Source organism: Marinobacter sp. S6332, assembly GCF_023016045.1.
Lineage (GTDB): Bacteria > Pseudomonadota > Gammaproteobacteria > Pseudomonadales > Oleiphilaceae > Marinobacter.
The window spans coordinates 37,826-53,306 of record NZ_JALKAP010000005.1 but is presented as its reverse complement, the minus strand read 5'-3'; the positions used below and the strand labels follow the sequence as shown (position 1 = coordinate 53,306).

General features: G+C 49.6%; 11 protein-coding genes. All 11 read right to left on the bottom strand.

Annotation, left to right across the window (positions count from 1 at the left end; all coding sequences use genetic code 11):
- Positions 1-25: 25 nt before the first annotated feature.
- Positions 26-1,465, bottom strand: coding sequence for an oligosaccharide flippase family protein (locus tag MWU62_RS08810; protein ID WP_247114508.1), 1,440 nt, complete (start codon positions 1,463-1,465; stop codon positions 26-28).
- Between the two features lie 4 nt (positions 1,466-1,469).
- Positions 1,470-2,612, bottom strand: a complete 1,143-nt coding sequence (locus MWU62_RS08805; protein WP_247114507.1) for a glycosyltransferase — start codon at positions 2,610-2,612, stop codon at positions 1,470-1,472.
- A 72-nt stretch (positions 2,613-2,684) separates the two neighbouring features.
- The gene (locus MWU62_RS08800) at positions 2,685-3,728 is read right to left on the bottom strand and encodes an acyltransferase (protein ID WP_247114506.1); all 1,044 of its coding nucleotides are present in this window, start codon (positions 3,726-3,728) and stop codon (positions 2,685-2,687) included.
- Positions 3,729-3,761: 33 nt separating this feature from the next.
- Positions 3,762-5,087, bottom strand: a complete 1,326-nt coding sequence (locus MWU62_RS08795) for an O-antigen ligase family protein (protein ID WP_247114505.1) — start codon at positions 5,085-5,087, stop codon at positions 3,762-3,764.
- Positions 5,088-5,282: 195 nt separating this feature from the next.
- A complete protein-coding gene (locus MWU62_RS08790; protein WP_247114504.1) occupies positions 5,283-6,179 on the bottom strand; it encodes a hypothetical protein in 897 nt (298 codons plus the stop codon).
- Positions 6,176-8,065 carry an asparagine synthase (glutamine-hydrolyzing) gene (gene asnB, locus MWU62_RS08785; protein WP_247114503.1) on the bottom strand — a complete coding sequence of 630 codons (1,890 nt, stop codon included), beginning with the start codon at positions 8,063-8,065 and terminating at the stop codon, positions 6,176-6,178. Before asnB ends, MWU62_RS08790 begins: the two co-directional genes overlap by 4 nt.
- A complete protein-coding gene (locus MWU62_RS08780; RefSeq protein ID WP_247114502.1) occupies positions 8,065-10,410 on the bottom strand; it encodes a glycosyltransferase in 2,346 nt (781 codons plus the stop codon). Before MWU62_RS08780 ends, asnB begins: the two co-directional genes overlap by 1 nt.
- On the bottom strand, positions 10,407-11,522 hold the full coding sequence (locus MWU62_RS08775) for a GNAT family N-acetyltransferase (RefSeq protein ID WP_247114501.1): 1,116 nt from the start codon (positions 11,520-11,522) through the stop codon (positions 10,407-10,409). Before MWU62_RS08775 ends, MWU62_RS08780 begins: the two co-directional genes overlap by 4 nt.
- Entirely contained in the window at positions 11,512-12,639 is a 1,128-nt protein-coding gene (locus MWU62_RS08770) for a GNAT family N-acetyltransferase (RefSeq protein WP_247114500.1), read from the bottom strand. The genes MWU62_RS08775 and MWU62_RS08770 overlap by 11 nt, the downstream gene beginning before the upstream one ends.
- A 21-nt stretch (positions 12,640-12,660) precedes the next feature.
- Positions 12,661-14,487 carry a carbamoyltransferase C-terminal domain-containing protein gene (locus MWU62_RS08765; RefSeq protein ID WP_247114499.1) on the bottom strand — a complete coding sequence of 609 codons (1,827 nt, stop codon included), beginning with the start codon at positions 14,485-14,487 and terminating at the stop codon, positions 12,661-12,663.
- Positions 14,484-15,479 (bottom strand): polysaccharide deacetylase family protein, encoded by a 996-nt coding sequence (locus MWU62_RS08760; protein WP_247114498.1) that lies wholly within the window; start codon positions 15,477-15,479, stop codon positions 14,484-14,486. Before MWU62_RS08760 ends, MWU62_RS08765 begins: the two co-directional genes overlap by 4 nt.
- Between the last annotated feature and the right edge of the window lie 2 nt (positions 15,480-15,481).

The following is a 15,481-nucleotide window of genomic DNA, read 5'->3' as shown; positions in this document are numbered from 1 at the left end:
GGTAAAACTACAATGTGAAACCACATCAGCCTTTGAGCCGGTCTACAATCATCTTGGCGATTTCTCGATATAGCGGATGCTTACACATAGCAAGCGAACCGATCCATATCAAGGGAATAATAAGCGCCAACAGACCAATTGCTTGCCAGGCGGGAATACTGTCCAAAGGAATTTGTTTATCGATAAGCCAAGTTGCGCCGGTACAAGTACCAAGTGTTAGCAAGTTACTCCAGTAAGCCAGAAAAAACCGATGCACCTGCAGTCCGATTGCATAATTGAGAAGAATGCAGGTGAGAATGAAATCGACAATCCCCACAACAACAAAAGACTTGGCGATAGCCTGCAGGCCTCCCGGATAGGACGCTATGATCAAGGGCACCAATATGGCAAAGGGAATAATCTCCCGAATTACCATAAGGCCTTCGCGACCAACCGCCATGAGCGCGTCTCTGGCGAACCAATGGCTATAACGAAGTATCGCCCAGATCGCCAGTATTGACGCGATTGGAGCGGCTGCATCCCATTGATCACCAAAAAAGAGTTGGATGGCTGGCTGGCTGGCCAGGCTTGCTACCCCGAGAACCGGCACAATTACTGAACCGAGCATTACGCTGGATTGGATGTAAGCCTTCGCGAGGTCCCCACCCTCCCGACGTGTTTTTGTAAGGAATGGAAAAGCAACGGGCTGAGCTCCGGTTACTAAGGTCTGTGATACAAATTCCAGAAACCCCAAGCCTCTGGAGAACATGGCAACATCCCCTGTCGTACCTACTTTCCCGATAATAAGATCGGGTACGGTGACTGTCGCTTTTCTGACAAGCAAGGAAATAGAGCTCAAGAGCCCAAAACCTATAATTGGCCTCATTCCATCAAATGAAGGTTTAAACTGCATCAATGCAGGGCTTCGCCAACAAAAGATCAAAAATTGCGTCAAAGGGGACGCCAGTTGCCCTATAGCCAAAGACCAGAACCCCCATCCCGCAAGTACCAATGACACAGTAACGAAAGCACCCATAACACTTGAGATTAGCAAGACCCGAAATTGCGCTTTGAATGACATTTCCCGAGCGAGCAACGTCATGGGTATGCTGATATAGGGAGCAATAAAAAAACTGATCGAGAGAATTGCGAAAATCCCCGAAATAGGCGGGAGTTGGTAAAAATCCGCAACGGGAAATCCACCAAGCAAAATACCCAACCCCAAGGCCCAGGAGATCAGGATAGTCAGCCCCAGAGTTGAGCGAATTTTTTCGGCCCCGATATCCGGCTCCCGAATCAGATAAGCGGATGCGCCCAGCATTCGGAATTCCGCCATAACCATGACAATTGCGCTTGCGATGGCATAGGTACCAATTTCCTCAGGCGTTAGCAGCCTCGCAACTACCATCGTGGTGCCCAAGCCCAGAAAGCGCATTGCAAAACGCGCCGAGAAAGAAAAAATGACCGCTCCGCGTATTGATGCCATAAAATTAAAGACTCACGACATGCTGGTAGCAGCTGGTATAGTCTGCTGCCATCTTCTCTGCGGAAAACTGCCGATAAAACGTGGCACTTGCCTGTTCGCCGAGATCCCTCCTAAGCAGAGTACTTTCAGCCATACGCACCATCGCGTTCGACATACTTTCCGAATCATTGGTTGGAACCAAAAGCCCATTCGTCTCATCCTGCACAAGCTCGGGGTTGCCACCTACCCGAGTTACGATACAGGGCTTGCCGAGACTCATGGCTTCCAACAAGGTCATCGAAGTCCCTTCTGTGTGCGATGACAACAAGAAGATATCCGTGGCTTCGAGGTAGTCGACAGCATTAGACTGAAACCCTGTGAAAACAACCTTGTCGTCGACACCGAGCTCCCGGGCATAATTCTCCAGCATGGCTCGGTCTGGCCCGTCACCCACCATCAACAATCTGCAGCTTCCATAATGCAAACAAAAAAGTGAAAAGGCTTTAAGCATCATTCTCTGATTTTTAACCGGGTCAAGCCGGGAAACGGTCCCAAAAACGAGTTCGCCCCCTGCAAGGCCCAAACTATTTCGGATGGTGGCTACTCGCTCCAAATCAGGCTTGGGCGGCTGGATACCGTTGTAAATCACCTGAATTTTGCTCGAAGGTAAGAACTCATATTCCACCAACGCTTGTCTTGTAGCTTTGGAGATTGCGACCAAAGCATGGGTCGATTTGGCCATCAGCTTATTAACCAACCAGGCCTTATGGCGGTACCTGTCCGGATGGAAGCGCCCGTGTTCAGTAAAAATCAGCCCAGCACCAGTGCCTAGGCTACCCAGCCAGCCATAGAACCAAGGGGTGTACTGGTGGCAATGAACGATGGCAAAGCGACCTTGTTTAACCAAACGGCGAATATCCAGCACCAATCGCCAGTCCAAACCCGGCTGCCGCTTGAGCTTGTGAATGCTAATGCCTTGTTCTGCCTTAAGTCTCTGGCCGATCTCACCCACATCTCCATCAATGCATAGTATTTCACTATTGAACTGACTCACCGGTAGGTGGTTAACCAATTGGCGTATCACCTGTTCGGTACCACCAAATCCCATGTTGAAAGTGACGTGAAGGATCTTTTTTTGCGCCTGACCGTTATAGAGATTTACAGTCATATATAAAATTAATCTCTTTATATAAGATATATTTCGATAAAATTAATAATATGAAACAATAACAAAGACCTGCTACTCAGATCTATTTCTTATGCTTGCCCTAACTGTCTCTATTCTCTGATCGACCATCTTTATTAAAAAATAAGAAAAAATGAAACAAATAATTACAGACAAGAAAAATGACAAAAAGCCTTCGAAGCTTGCCCCACGTACTGGAGCACCCCAAATAATCATTGAAGAAAGTAAACCTACCTGCCAATGCATCAAATAAATAGGATAACTGTAATCACCAATTTTTTTATCGATCTCGAAGCTGACTACTGGAATAGCGCCTTTTATCAAAAACAGTACAATTAAAGCATTTATTAAAACATTCAAATAAAAAGAAAAATATTCCAACGTAGGGAAATTACCAGAAAGGACAAGTAATATTCCAAATACTACATTTAAGAAAAAAGATGCTATCAAAAAAATACCTAAAAATTTGGATTTATGAAACGGCATAAATTTAATGAGAGCGCTATAGTAATGGTAAATTAACGCGCCCACAGAGAACGGCAAAGAACCAGCTAAAACTGAAGAATACCTATATTCATAACTCAACCCAAATGCAAAAGTACATATCACATAACTGAAACTTATCAGCAACCAAAGTAACGTTGCGAATGCACTCTTTGAAACACCCAAAGCTATCAAAAGATAAAAAAACAATTCGACTGTAAGTGCCCATGTGGGTGGCGAAATTCTCGGTGAAACCTCGCCGGGAAAGAAATCCAAATATACCATCGAAAAATTTTGAAGCCATAAGCTAAAGCTATCGGGGAAATACATTGAATTTCGATATATAACAGAATTAGCCTCTCCTACCAATAAAATAAGAAACAAAGAAGCTAGAATTATTACCCAGTACACTGGAAAGAGCCGAAGAAATCTATTAAATGAAAATAACATCAGGCCTTTAGGAGAGTAATGGTAAGTTTTGTGCATTATCAAAGTCATTAAATATCCACTCAAAACAAAGAAGCCTTGGACCGCATAATGTCCAATTATCGGAATAATGAGTAGGTGATGTACAACTACAGCTAAAGCTAATATTGTTCTATAAGTTCCAAACATTCTTCGCCCTGCTGCTAACGTTTGTGTTTTGAGTCATACACTTTTCGGACCTCTTTCCTTATTCTGGCACCGCTCTACAGCAAGTGGCTGCAGGTAGTAGACCTTGCCTGCAACTGCAACCAGCAAGACCATCCAATAGAGAATCTCGGTTCGGAACTGATTGGTAAAAGTTCCAGTCACCAAGAATCCAAAGAGTGCGCACTCAAGTGCAAGCACTTTAAAATAAGTAGTCGGTTCTCCGATTTCCAGCAACCGCTTACGCGCCAACCTAGATATCTTGTAAGCGCCCCATAGCATGAATACGAAGAACGCAAGTCCGTGCCACCCTATTTCTGTGAGCCCCTGGAACCAAAGCGAGTGAACTGACCTGAATTCAGTACCTAAACGCTCTTCGTCCGTCAGGTAAAGCGATGCCAAAGAATTAAAACCGCCAACACCCATTCCTAGTGGGTACTCTACCGCCATATCCACGGCCGCAACCCAGAACTTCATTCGTCCGGAGCCACTCTCCCGGCTTTCCAGATTTTCCAAGGTTCCCATACGCTCCCAAAAGATATCGTCAGTAACGTATAAAGCCCCTGCAAGACCCATAATGACAACAACTACCGCCAAGGCTCGTTGGCCTTTTTGCCGATATCGAGAAAAGATCATGAACATCGCAAAAAGACCAGCGCTACTCAAAATACCTAGAAATGCACCCCGACTGTTAAAAAGCACTAACGCATTCGCGATGAAAGCACCAAAAACAATACAGAGTGCTTTTACCTTTCGACTACTTACCCAAACCAAATAAAGTAAAAGACTACAGGCAGGTACCAGCACTGCTGCAACATCATTGGCGTCCCCACTTTGAGGAAGATTTATTCCTTCCAAGCGATCTCCGGAATTACGCCCCGTGATCGTCGCCAAATAACCAATATACGCGCAGCCAACAACGTATCCCCAAATCGCGTAATCTAGAGCTTTCTCACTATCCAAAAGCTTGTAAGCAACAAAAATAATGATCGTCAGCTTGGCGAAAATAAACGTGAAGTTATCGTGGGCTTGGGGAATCTTCGCCCAGAGATAGGCCAGATAATAAGACACAAGCATCAACGCCAACCATTTTAGTGCAGGGTGTTCTAGCCAAGGGCTCTTATTCGATAAGGATTTGTAACGCATGGCGAGAATGCTCAGCATCAACACCGAAGCCACAAACGAATAACTGATGCCCGGCAACTCGTTGCCCCACCAGCGATCCGACGGGTTGAGGAAAAACACTAACTCATACAAGACAAAGGCAAAAGCAGCGTGTTGCCAAATAGCGGCGAATACGCCGCTCACAAAAACCAAAAGAAATAACAGAGCAAACTTAGACATAGGAACTTACTACCAAATCTAAGGCCAAGGCTGTAGTCAAGCACCATAGCAGGGTGTAAGAGACAGACTTACCATCAAGGCCGGTAATGCTGTAAACAGATTTGTAAATAGTGCTCAGGTTTGACGCAGCTTCGCTGGTAGCGACGCCTTTGACCATTTTACAGCAAAAATCGTGCAATAATCCGGGCTGACCGTTCAAGACTCAGCTGCTCCGATACGTACCCTTTTAGTTCGAAATAGATAAACACCTGGAAAAAAAACCAATAAAATGGGTAGTAACCATTTCATGACATAACTCACTTGTTCAAAAATGTAACGCTTAGTCATAAAGTGGAGGGTGTCATCGAAAATAGAAAACGTCGAATCGTAGGCTTTAAATAGCCAGTCCACCTCAGCTGAAGGATAGCCAGCATCAAGATAGTACTGTTTGAAACCTTCGGGGTTCTGCACAAGGTGCTCAAGATTACCATCCATCTCAACGCCAAAATCTGGGTCTACCAAAGAGCGGTAGCCTTGCTCGTTTTCATATTCAACAATCACATGACCTTTGAAGGAAACTATTCGGTTCTCAATATCATACGTATCGAGAATGCTGGATAATACCGTAGATGCATCCCCGCATATTCCAATACCACGACGAATATTACGTTTGTAATCAGCATAGTGATAGCGCTCAAATTGTGGCAAGCCCGAGAATTCACCAATTGCCCATAAAAAATAGTTCTCCCACATCGGAATCAACTGACGATATGCCTGAGCATCGACGTCTAACCACTCAATATGAACTAGGCTTTGATTAACTAAATAGTTCGCTTTACTGACGATAGCTTCCGTGGCGAGCGAGCGATCCAGGCTATCTATCGCGTTAATACTTTCTTCATAAGACCACACTCGCTCCGGAATGAAACGTAATTGCTCGTGGTCATTCACTCCCAGACCGGGTTTTCTAATAGTCTGAGTTAACCCATAAAAATTAATCGCCAGCAATATAAAACCTAGCAAAAACGCGAACACAGCAAATGCTTTGCGCACCAACCTCCCAATATTATGGCTTTCTGAATAAGTCTTAGTGCGATTTCTGGTTGCTTTCATACGCGGTAAGGGCCCCACCAAAGTTCAAAAGCCAGTAAAGACCACAACTCCTGAGTGAACTGGTCATCCCCTGCCAGGTGTCGTTCCCAGAGCTTGCGAATACCTGCAGGTTCAAAAAAGTTGGCCACGCCGCTATTTGGCGACAATAACAGTTGTTCAACCGTAGGCCTCAGTTCATGGCGCAGCCAGTGTGCCAAGGGAACTGAGAAGCCCATTTTTTTCCGGTACAGAATGTCTTCCGGGAGCATGCGCTCAAAAGCTTTCTTCAGGATGTACTTCTTTTCTTTACCGTTCAGCTTCAGCGCTGAGGGTATTTGTGCCGCGAATTCCACTACCCTGTAATCCAGCAGTGGGGCGCGGGTTTCCAGTGAGTTGGCCATACTCATGCGGTCTACCTTTACCAGAATATCACCGGGAAGGTAGGTTTTTAAATCGGTATAGAGAATGCTGGAAAGGTGGTCATCTGTGTCGGCATTCTTGTAATGGGCGCGGGTAATATCTGCGGGGTCGTAATCTCTGGTTTCCCGTTTCAGTTCGCCTGTTACAAGATCATTCCATACATCTCTGCGGAAGAAGCTGTTGGTTATAAAGAAGGCTTCGTCCGGGTCGAGTGCCAGTGTACCAAGCAGCGATTTGGCTTTGTTCGTCGGGCCGGTATTTACCATTCCTGCCAGGCGGGCAAGCCCTGGAAACAGATTGTGGCGTATTCCCGCCGGGAACAGGCCTCTTAACCGGTTTTCGATCTGGTCTGTGTAGTATTTGCTATAGCCTGCAAAGTTCTCATCACCGCCGTCTCCGGCCAGTGCCACGGTCACTTTCTGGCGCGCCAGCTGTGATACAAAATACGTAGGAACAAACGAAGGATCCGCAAACGGCTCGTCGAAGAACCGCGCTATGCTGGTCAGGCTATCAGCAACATTGTCCTTCACCGTGAATTCGTGATGATCGGTTTTGAATTGCTCCGCAACTTTTTTGGCCCAATGCACTTCATCAAACCGCTTTGAATCAAACCCTATGGCGCAGGTGGTGACAGGCGTATTGGTGTGGCCCGCCATTAGCCCGACAACAGCGCTTGAATCTATCCCGCCACTAAGGAATGCCCCCAGCGGCACGTCGCTCACCATGCGCAGGCGAACCGCATCATCGATCAGGTTGTACAAGCCGTCTTGCAATTCACCCAGGCTGGCGCTGGAGGGTGATTTAAAGGAAACGTCCCAATACTGTTTCTGATGTGTGTGGGTGCCGTCTGTTTCTAGCCAATAGCCGGGGGCCAGCTTATGGATATTTTTGTAGATGGTTTTCGGATCTGGCACATACTGGTAGGCGAAAAAGTCTTTGATTGAATCATGCCGCAACTCGGTTTTAACGAAGGGAGCGGGTGTTAGAGCCTTTAGCTCCGATGCAAATGCAAATTGCCCATTGGCTTCGTAAAAATACAGTGGCTTCTTACCAAGTCGGTCCCGTGCCAGGAAGAGTTTGCGGGCGGTGCGATCCCAGATGGCCAGGGCGAACATGCCATTCAGTTGTTGCAAGCACTCCGGGCCATGGAGTTCGTAAAGCGTGAGTAGAACCTCGGTGTCGGTTCCTGTGCGAAAGCTGCGGCCCTGTTTGATCAGGTCATCACGCAATGCCTGGAAGTTGTAGATTTCCCCGTTGTAGGCCATCACGTAGCGCCCGGAAGCAGATACCATGGGCTGGGTACCTGCATCGCTGAGGTCAAGAATACTCAGCCTGCGGTGCACCAGCCCCACCTGATCGTCCAGCCAGGTTGAACCGGCATCAGGGCCGCGATGGATAATTGCCTGCCCCATGTTCTCGAGCCAACCCTGATGGGCCTCTCTGTCAGGTGTTGAGGCGGTGCGAAGGAAGCCTGCTAACCCACACATTAACCAACCCCCAGCTGTGCAGAAGGTTCCGTTTTTGCCTTGCCTGTGAGCTCCCGGAACAACGCTTCATACTCTTCCGCCATACGGGCTGCTGAGTAACGGGCATTTACCATCTCCCGGGCGTTTTGGCTCAGGTTTGCTGCCAGTTCGGGATCTTCCAGAACCTGCTTGCAACAGGCCGCCAATGCGGATTTATCACCAAAGGGTGCGAGCAAGCCGGTTTTTCCGTGCTCCACAAGCTGGTCAACGCCAGGGATGTCATAGGCGACTACCGGTATGCCCACGGCCATGGCTTCCATCATGCACCGGGGAATCCCCTCTAACGATGAAGTCATTACAAAGAGGCTGAAGTTGGAAAGTAGTTCCAGCCTGTCACTGCGGAAACCTAAAAACTCTATCGCGCTAACGCTGTTCAAGGTGGCAGCCTGCTGTTCCAGCTCCGGCCTTTGGCTACCATCGCCAAGTAACTGCAGGCGCAGGTCTGGCGCTTGTTGGTAGAGCTGGTCAAAAACTTCTATGAGATCCGGTATGCCCTTGCGTGGGATCATCTGGCCGATAAAGCCAATAATTTTTGAATCGTGAGCGAGGCTTTTATTCTTGGGCAGGCTGGCCAGGGCTGCATCGATTTCCTTGAGGTCGACGCCGTTCCGGATAAACGACGTTTTACCTTCCGGCACTTTAAATCGCCTCATGTCGTCCATCAGTTCTTCCGAAAGAGGAACAACACGGTCGAAGTAACGCAGCATGTGGGTGCCAATGCGAATAAATGTAGCCAGTTTGAAGCCCACATTGCCGGAGAAGCCATGTGGCGTGCTCACGCAGGCAATACCTGCACGCTTGGCAGCGAGGAGCCCTAATATGTCGGATTTGTAGCCGTGAGTGTGGATAACATCGATCTTGTTGTCGCGAATAACGTTGCACAACTGGCTAACCACCCGAAAATCGAAACGACCGTTCATATCCAGATAGTGAACCTGCTGGCCTTCTGTACGAGGGTAGTATTCGGCGACTGAAAGATCCTGATCCGAGGATTCGCGTGTAACTGCAAGATCACAGATAACGTCATCCCGGTTGATGTTATTGGCCAGCGCTAGAACCCAACGTTCTGCCCCATAGAAGCCCGCTGGGGTAATGAATTGAAGCACACGTAGCTTACTCACTGGCATATCACTCTGAACGTCCCCTTTTTCTGTGTTTCTTGCACTGTTCCAGATGATTTGTGTACGCCCCTGCAGCGCCTTAACAATGCCCCGAACCGCATAGCCGTTAACCATTACAAAATAATAGGGAGTAGCCACCCAGACCGGTAACTGGTTACGATTTTTCGAAAGGTGCCCAACTAGCGTCAGCACCAGCATAAGCATCGCGCCTGTGGTAATCAGTTGGAACAGGCCGAGGCCCGCAAAAGCTAGGATCACACTGCCTGCAATACCCGCAAGTAGGAATAACGGAATAAGCCAGCGCAGCAGCTTGTGGGAGATAACCTCAAACGCAAACACGCCTGATTTCGCCGGGTTCATTACCTGCCCTACTCGCATCAGCCCACGAATACTGCGGTTTACGATGCGCTCTTTGCGGGCCACTTCCCGATCGAAATCGCCTGCGGTCTCTTCAAAGCACTTTGCATCGGCATCGAACACGCCTCGGTAGCCTTTCGCGATGATCTGCAAGGGGTTTACGAAATCGTTGATGTCTTGCTGCTGCAGTGGCTCCCACAGTTTGGTGCGGATAGCGTAAATAGCGCCATCGCCGCCCACTACGGAGTGCAGGCGAGATTCCATACCTTTGATCGCTAACTCGTAACGCCAGTAGAGATTTTCATTCCGTGCGCTGGCGCCCTGATCGCCATCGGTATAGAGGGCGGCCCCTACGGCATAACCCACGTCCAGATCGGCGAAATTGCGTACCAGTTTACTAACCGCATCGCTGGCATACATGGCGTTGGCGTCACTGAACACGGTGATGTCAGCAGTAATCTGCTCCATGGCCAGATTGATGCCCATGGTTTTACCCAATCTACCTTCCTGCCGAACCAGTACAATGCGCTCGTTTTCAAACTCTTTTACAGCTTCGTCGGTGCCATCATCCGAGCCGTCGGAAACCACGATGATCCGGAGCAGTTCTGGTGGGTAATCCAACTCCAGAGCGTTTTGCAATTTCTCCCGGATTACACCTTCTTCGTTGTAGCAGGAGATAATCAAAGCCACAGAAGGCTTTTGTTCGCCTCGGCGATGGGTAATGTCTGGCAGGCCCCGGGTAAGCACCCACAATATGGCCGGGTACCCGAAATACACATACACGGGTACGGCAAGACAAAGCAGTGTGAACAGCAGTACAAACGTCATAGGGTGATGTATCGCCTCAGTTTTGGGCCAAGCCAATTGGCAAATTGCAATGGCAAAAGTCGCCAGATACTTTCGATAAAGGGCCTTAGCCGGGATACCAAAGATAGTCCCGCTCTAGCGGAATCTGCGCTGGGCGGCGTTTGTGAGCCCTTGCGATATTCCGTCCAAACCAGCTCATAAGGCTGGGCACCCCACTGTTTTTTGAAGCGGTAGGTGCCTTCATTCAATGTGGAGCGGCCAAAATCGAACCGTGTGTAGCCCAGATCACACACGTGACTTAATAAGATCCAGTACAGCAGCATGTTGGGCGCAAGCCTGTTGAACTCTTCCAGCGTAGATGCCCAAGGAATACAAGCCTCTTTACCGCCTAAAAGCACAATACCCGCACCCACGGGCTTACCGTTCTGGAATACAAGGCCAATGAGCATGTAATCGCCGTAAGCGGCTTTCAAGTCTTTAAACCACCGCAAGCTGTGCACGGGAGATCCAAGCCTGTGCATGTTCTGGGCGAATACCTCATAAAATAGGGGTACCGCGTCTGCTTCTGTGCGCAATTCCGCTCTTAGCCCGTTTTTCTCTGCTTTGCGAATCTGGCTGCGCAACTTCGGCTTGTAGCTTTTAAACAGAGCCTCGCTGTTTTCGGGTAAGCTGCAGAGCATTCGTACCTTGGTGTTGCCGGGCAGCGCTTCAATGCTCTGCTTATTCTGCTCGGCTGTCGCGTCTTTTTCGGTACTCAGTGCTGGCCCGCCCTCCCGAATTCCCAGAGTTTTGATGCTGTGTGCTTGCGCCAGCGTTAGGGCCTCGGTAATCAGCAGTTCTCGTATTTCCGCACTGTTCGCCAGTGCACCACCGAGATCACAGAATGGCAGAGAAGCCAAACTGCTTGCACCGACGGGTGATTTCACCTCTACCAGAGGCAATACACCGCACAACGTCTCGTTTCGATAAACGCTAACCACCCAGCCTGTATGACCATAGGCACTCTCTGTTGCCTGCAACCACGCTCTGTTGTGATACGGCGTTGCTTTAGGGTGCCCAGCGACAAACCGGTTATATTCATCTGCCGGAAACCTGCTTAGTCGGGAGGCCCGTGTTTGAAATTCAGCGTTCATTGCTGGCACTTGCCTCCCCAAGCCAACGCTTTCGTGCTCGTCTGGCTACATCTTCAAGCTTCAATTTAAAACGAGGGCGCTGTAAAGCGATCTGGACCAGATTACGATGAAAGTGGCCTAGATTGGATTTATAACGCTCATCCCCACCCATGAAGTCGTAATAGTGAAAGCCATGGTGGCGATAGTCTTCAATACACAAGCTGTGGCCTAACAAGCCCGGCTTGAGGCGGTTATCCGTATCAACAGCCATACCGCCCAGATAAAAATACACTACCTGATTGTGCAGCAGATTATAAAAACAGGCGATTTCTTCGTCGCCAGCCATTACTGAAATCAAGTCAACGCCCCCTTCCGCCCACTGCTCACGTATTAGTTCTCGGTGAAAGCGAACGAAATCTGGATTGGCAAACCCACTTTGGTCGGGCCCATTACCCCAGCGTTCTAGATGCCTTGGGCCGATGCGATCAAATACTACTAGCGCCTCGTCTGCAGAATCCGGCCGAACGAGTTTTACTTCGCCGCGCTCGCTGTAAAGCCGGTGCGCACGGTTAATTTGGTAGCGGGTGTTGCGTGAAAGTGTGTCGAGATAGTGTTCGCCGTTTCTGCGCAGGCTATCAAGGTCAACGCCAAAGCAGGGTGCTTCCCAACGCAGGTGCTTGTATAGGCCGGTAATCTTGGCATAACGATCCGCTTCCTCAGCATCAATGGCGCCCAGAATAAATTCGTCCCAGCCCTGCATATTGCGGCACAGGTGTTCTAGGCAAGCTTTGGCGACAGCATCTTCTTTGCCTCGCTCCGCCAGAAACCCGTTGTACTCTATCCAAATTTGATCCAGCAGTTTGTGGCCGGTTTGGTGTAAGCGCAGGCAGCGGGATTTTAGAACGCCATGGCGGCGTTCATCGGTTTCCACCACTAGCCCTAGCCCCACCAGGCGATCACCTTCCGTAACTCGAAGTACCAGCGCATCTGGCTCGTACACACGCAGCCAATGGCCGAGCCATTGCCAGGAGAGAAACACCGTGGGTTGTGCACGGGCTTCCAAATCCAGCCAGTCGTTCTGCAAAGTTGCACACGCTGCGGCTGGCTCTGTTGTTACGGTCAGCATGGCTGCTGTCATGGCGTTACATCCGCTACCAGTTCACTGCCCCGGGTTCGGGTGCTTTACCAAGAACGGGCCTATCGCCAGATAGTCCAGAGCGCCCTGAATGAAGGCCCTTACCGCATCCTCGGGGGAGTTAACAATGGGCTCTTCGTGCATGTTGAAGCTAGTGTTGATCAGGCTTGGAATGCCGCTCAGCTTTTCATACTCACTTAATATGTCGTAATAACCGGGGTTGGCTTCGCGCTTTATGAGCTGCGGTCTGGCCGTGCCATCCACGTGCACTGCCGCAGGGCAGCTTTCTCTCATGAACTCGGTGCAGTCAAAGGTAACGGTCATGAACTCGGCAGCGTGCTCTGCGCCTTTGATGTTGTGATAGCACTTCTCCCGGGCTTCGTAGAGGGTAACCGGGGCAAACGGCATGAATTCGGTACGGCCGAGGCGCTTGTTCAGCCACTGGTTCACTTCTGGCTCGCGGGCATGATAAAGAATGGAGCGGTTACCAAGCGCTCTGGGGCCATACTCCATGCGTCCGTCAAAACGTGCGACAACCTCACCGCTGTGAATCAGCCCTGCAACATCGGCTGCAAGATTTTCTGGGCGGCGATATTGAAGGTTTTCAGCTTTCAGTGCCTTTTCTATTTCCGCATCGGAATAGTCTGGCCCCATGTAGCTGTTGGTAATGGAGGGTTTAACCCCGCCCGGCCAGCTGTGATAAAGCGCAGCACCCGTTCCGCAGCCGCCATCGCCCATATTCGGGTAGACAAAGATGTTGTTAACGCCTTCGATCTCGAAAATACGCTGGTTCAGCTTTACGTTTGCGGTTACACCACCAGAAAGTACGATAGTGTCGATACCCGTTTTCTCTACCCAGTAGCGGATGTAGTTTGTTGCTACTTTTTCAAGTACATACTGGTAAGCCGCAGCCACGTCGATTTTCGGGAACTTTGAGGCCAAATACCGTGAGAAGAATACGTTGTTGGCTTCGTAAATGCGGAAGTCGCCTGGCGTTTGTTCGATGCGAGAAAGAAGAATTTCTCCCAAGATTTCCGGGTCGCCATAAGAGGCCAAACCTACGATTTTGCCCTCGTGGCGACTGGGCTTAAATCCTAGGCTAGAGGTCACATGCTCATAGAGTGTGCCGAGGGAGTTCGGATAAGGCAGCCCGTGCAGGCGGTGGATTTTGCCATCACGCCCTTCACTCACTGAGCCAGCAAGCCCGGAGCCATAGCCGTCCAGAGTTACACAGAGTGCCCTTTCAAAACCGCTACACAGAAAGCTGTTTGCAGCGTGGGATAGGTGGTGATCCATGCGCTTGACCGGGCCAGTCCAGCCCATATCACTCAAGCCTTGAGTGAGGTCACTTTCCCATTGCTTAAAAGACTCTGAAGCGCTCTCTCCCCAATGCCGAGAGGATTTCAGAGCCGCGTTGTTAGATGCCAGCTTCTGCACCCCTGCCATGTTGTAGTAGGAGTTGTGCAGAAACCCTTTTTCCATCATGGCATTGGGATGCTCAAGGCCGTGAATCGGCTGATTCCGATCAGGTACCCTGCCCTGTGCTTCCTTAATCTGAGGCCCCAAATCTTTGGGCTGGAAAGCTTTGATAAACGCTTTCTCATCTTCCAGATTTTTTGTGAACAGTTTCTGTTCGTTCTCCCATGTAAGAAATGGGTAGCACACCAAATCAATATCGCTCATGGAGAGGCCGGTATATGCGAGGGCTTTTTCCAGAGCTAGGCGCGGGAAGCCTGATTGCTGCTTAACTCTGGAAAAGCGTTCTTCACCGGCGGCAAAGAGAATGTTGCCATCCTCAACAATGGAAACCGTTGAGTCTTTATCTAGCGGGGATATCCCTAGCACCTTCATGCCTTACTCTCCATATACTTGCGAATGCGGGTGGGCGATGACGCTTGCCCGCCTAATTCATTGAAAAAGAAATCGAAAAACTGACGGAAGCTGTCTAAAAATGCCTTTAGCTGAGCTTCTGTCTGTACGTAACTTGTGTTACCCGGCACAACGCTGGGGCTATGAAAGCTCCAGGTGAAGGTGCGCACGCCCTGATTATAGAGCGCTCGGGTGAGCTTGATATGCTCCGCTGGCGTGAATCCTTCCGGAGAAAGCATCAGCCTGTCTACCGCGCCTGCACGGGCCAAAATACCCGGCGCTTTAAACTGCTTTAGGCGTTGTGCAACTTCATACAATGGCACTGCAACGGGGCGCGCCCAGCCGATAAATCCGCCGGTACAAGGAATCTCCAGAATGGGTTTGTCTGATCCGCCAAACCAAAATGGGTGCGCATCAAATCGTCGGTAATCTGGTCCGCCGTCAGCCCGCGAATCTAGAGGTGGGCAAACCGACAAATCAATATTGAACCCCAGCTCTTGAAGAATGCCGGTGGTGTTCGGGCCAAAGCCATAGCGCCCTGCTTTATAGGCAACTGGCGCCTGACCAAAGTTATGCTCAATGGTGTCGCGCAATACCCGGAGCTTTTCCCGCTCTAAACCTTCCGGTAGGTTGCCAGGATACATATTTGAGCGCGAAAGGGTTTCTTCCTGAGGTGGGTTCACCCAGGGATGAAGATGCGCTCCAATTTCGCATTGGCCTTTTTCTGCAAACTGCCTCAGTAGCCCATAGCCTTGGGGCTGGCTAGCCACCGGATAATCAATTACGTAACACGGGCAGATGCCGTACTCATTGAAGATGTTCTGGGCGCGATCAATGTGCTCCATAGCCGAAACTTGGTTTGCCTTGGCATCTGGCTCTGCACTCCAATCAAACTCTTCTTCGGTATCAATTACCACGATTAGCTGTGGCGGCGTCTCCGGAGGGAGCAGTATGTCCTTCTTTTGTTCAAACATGA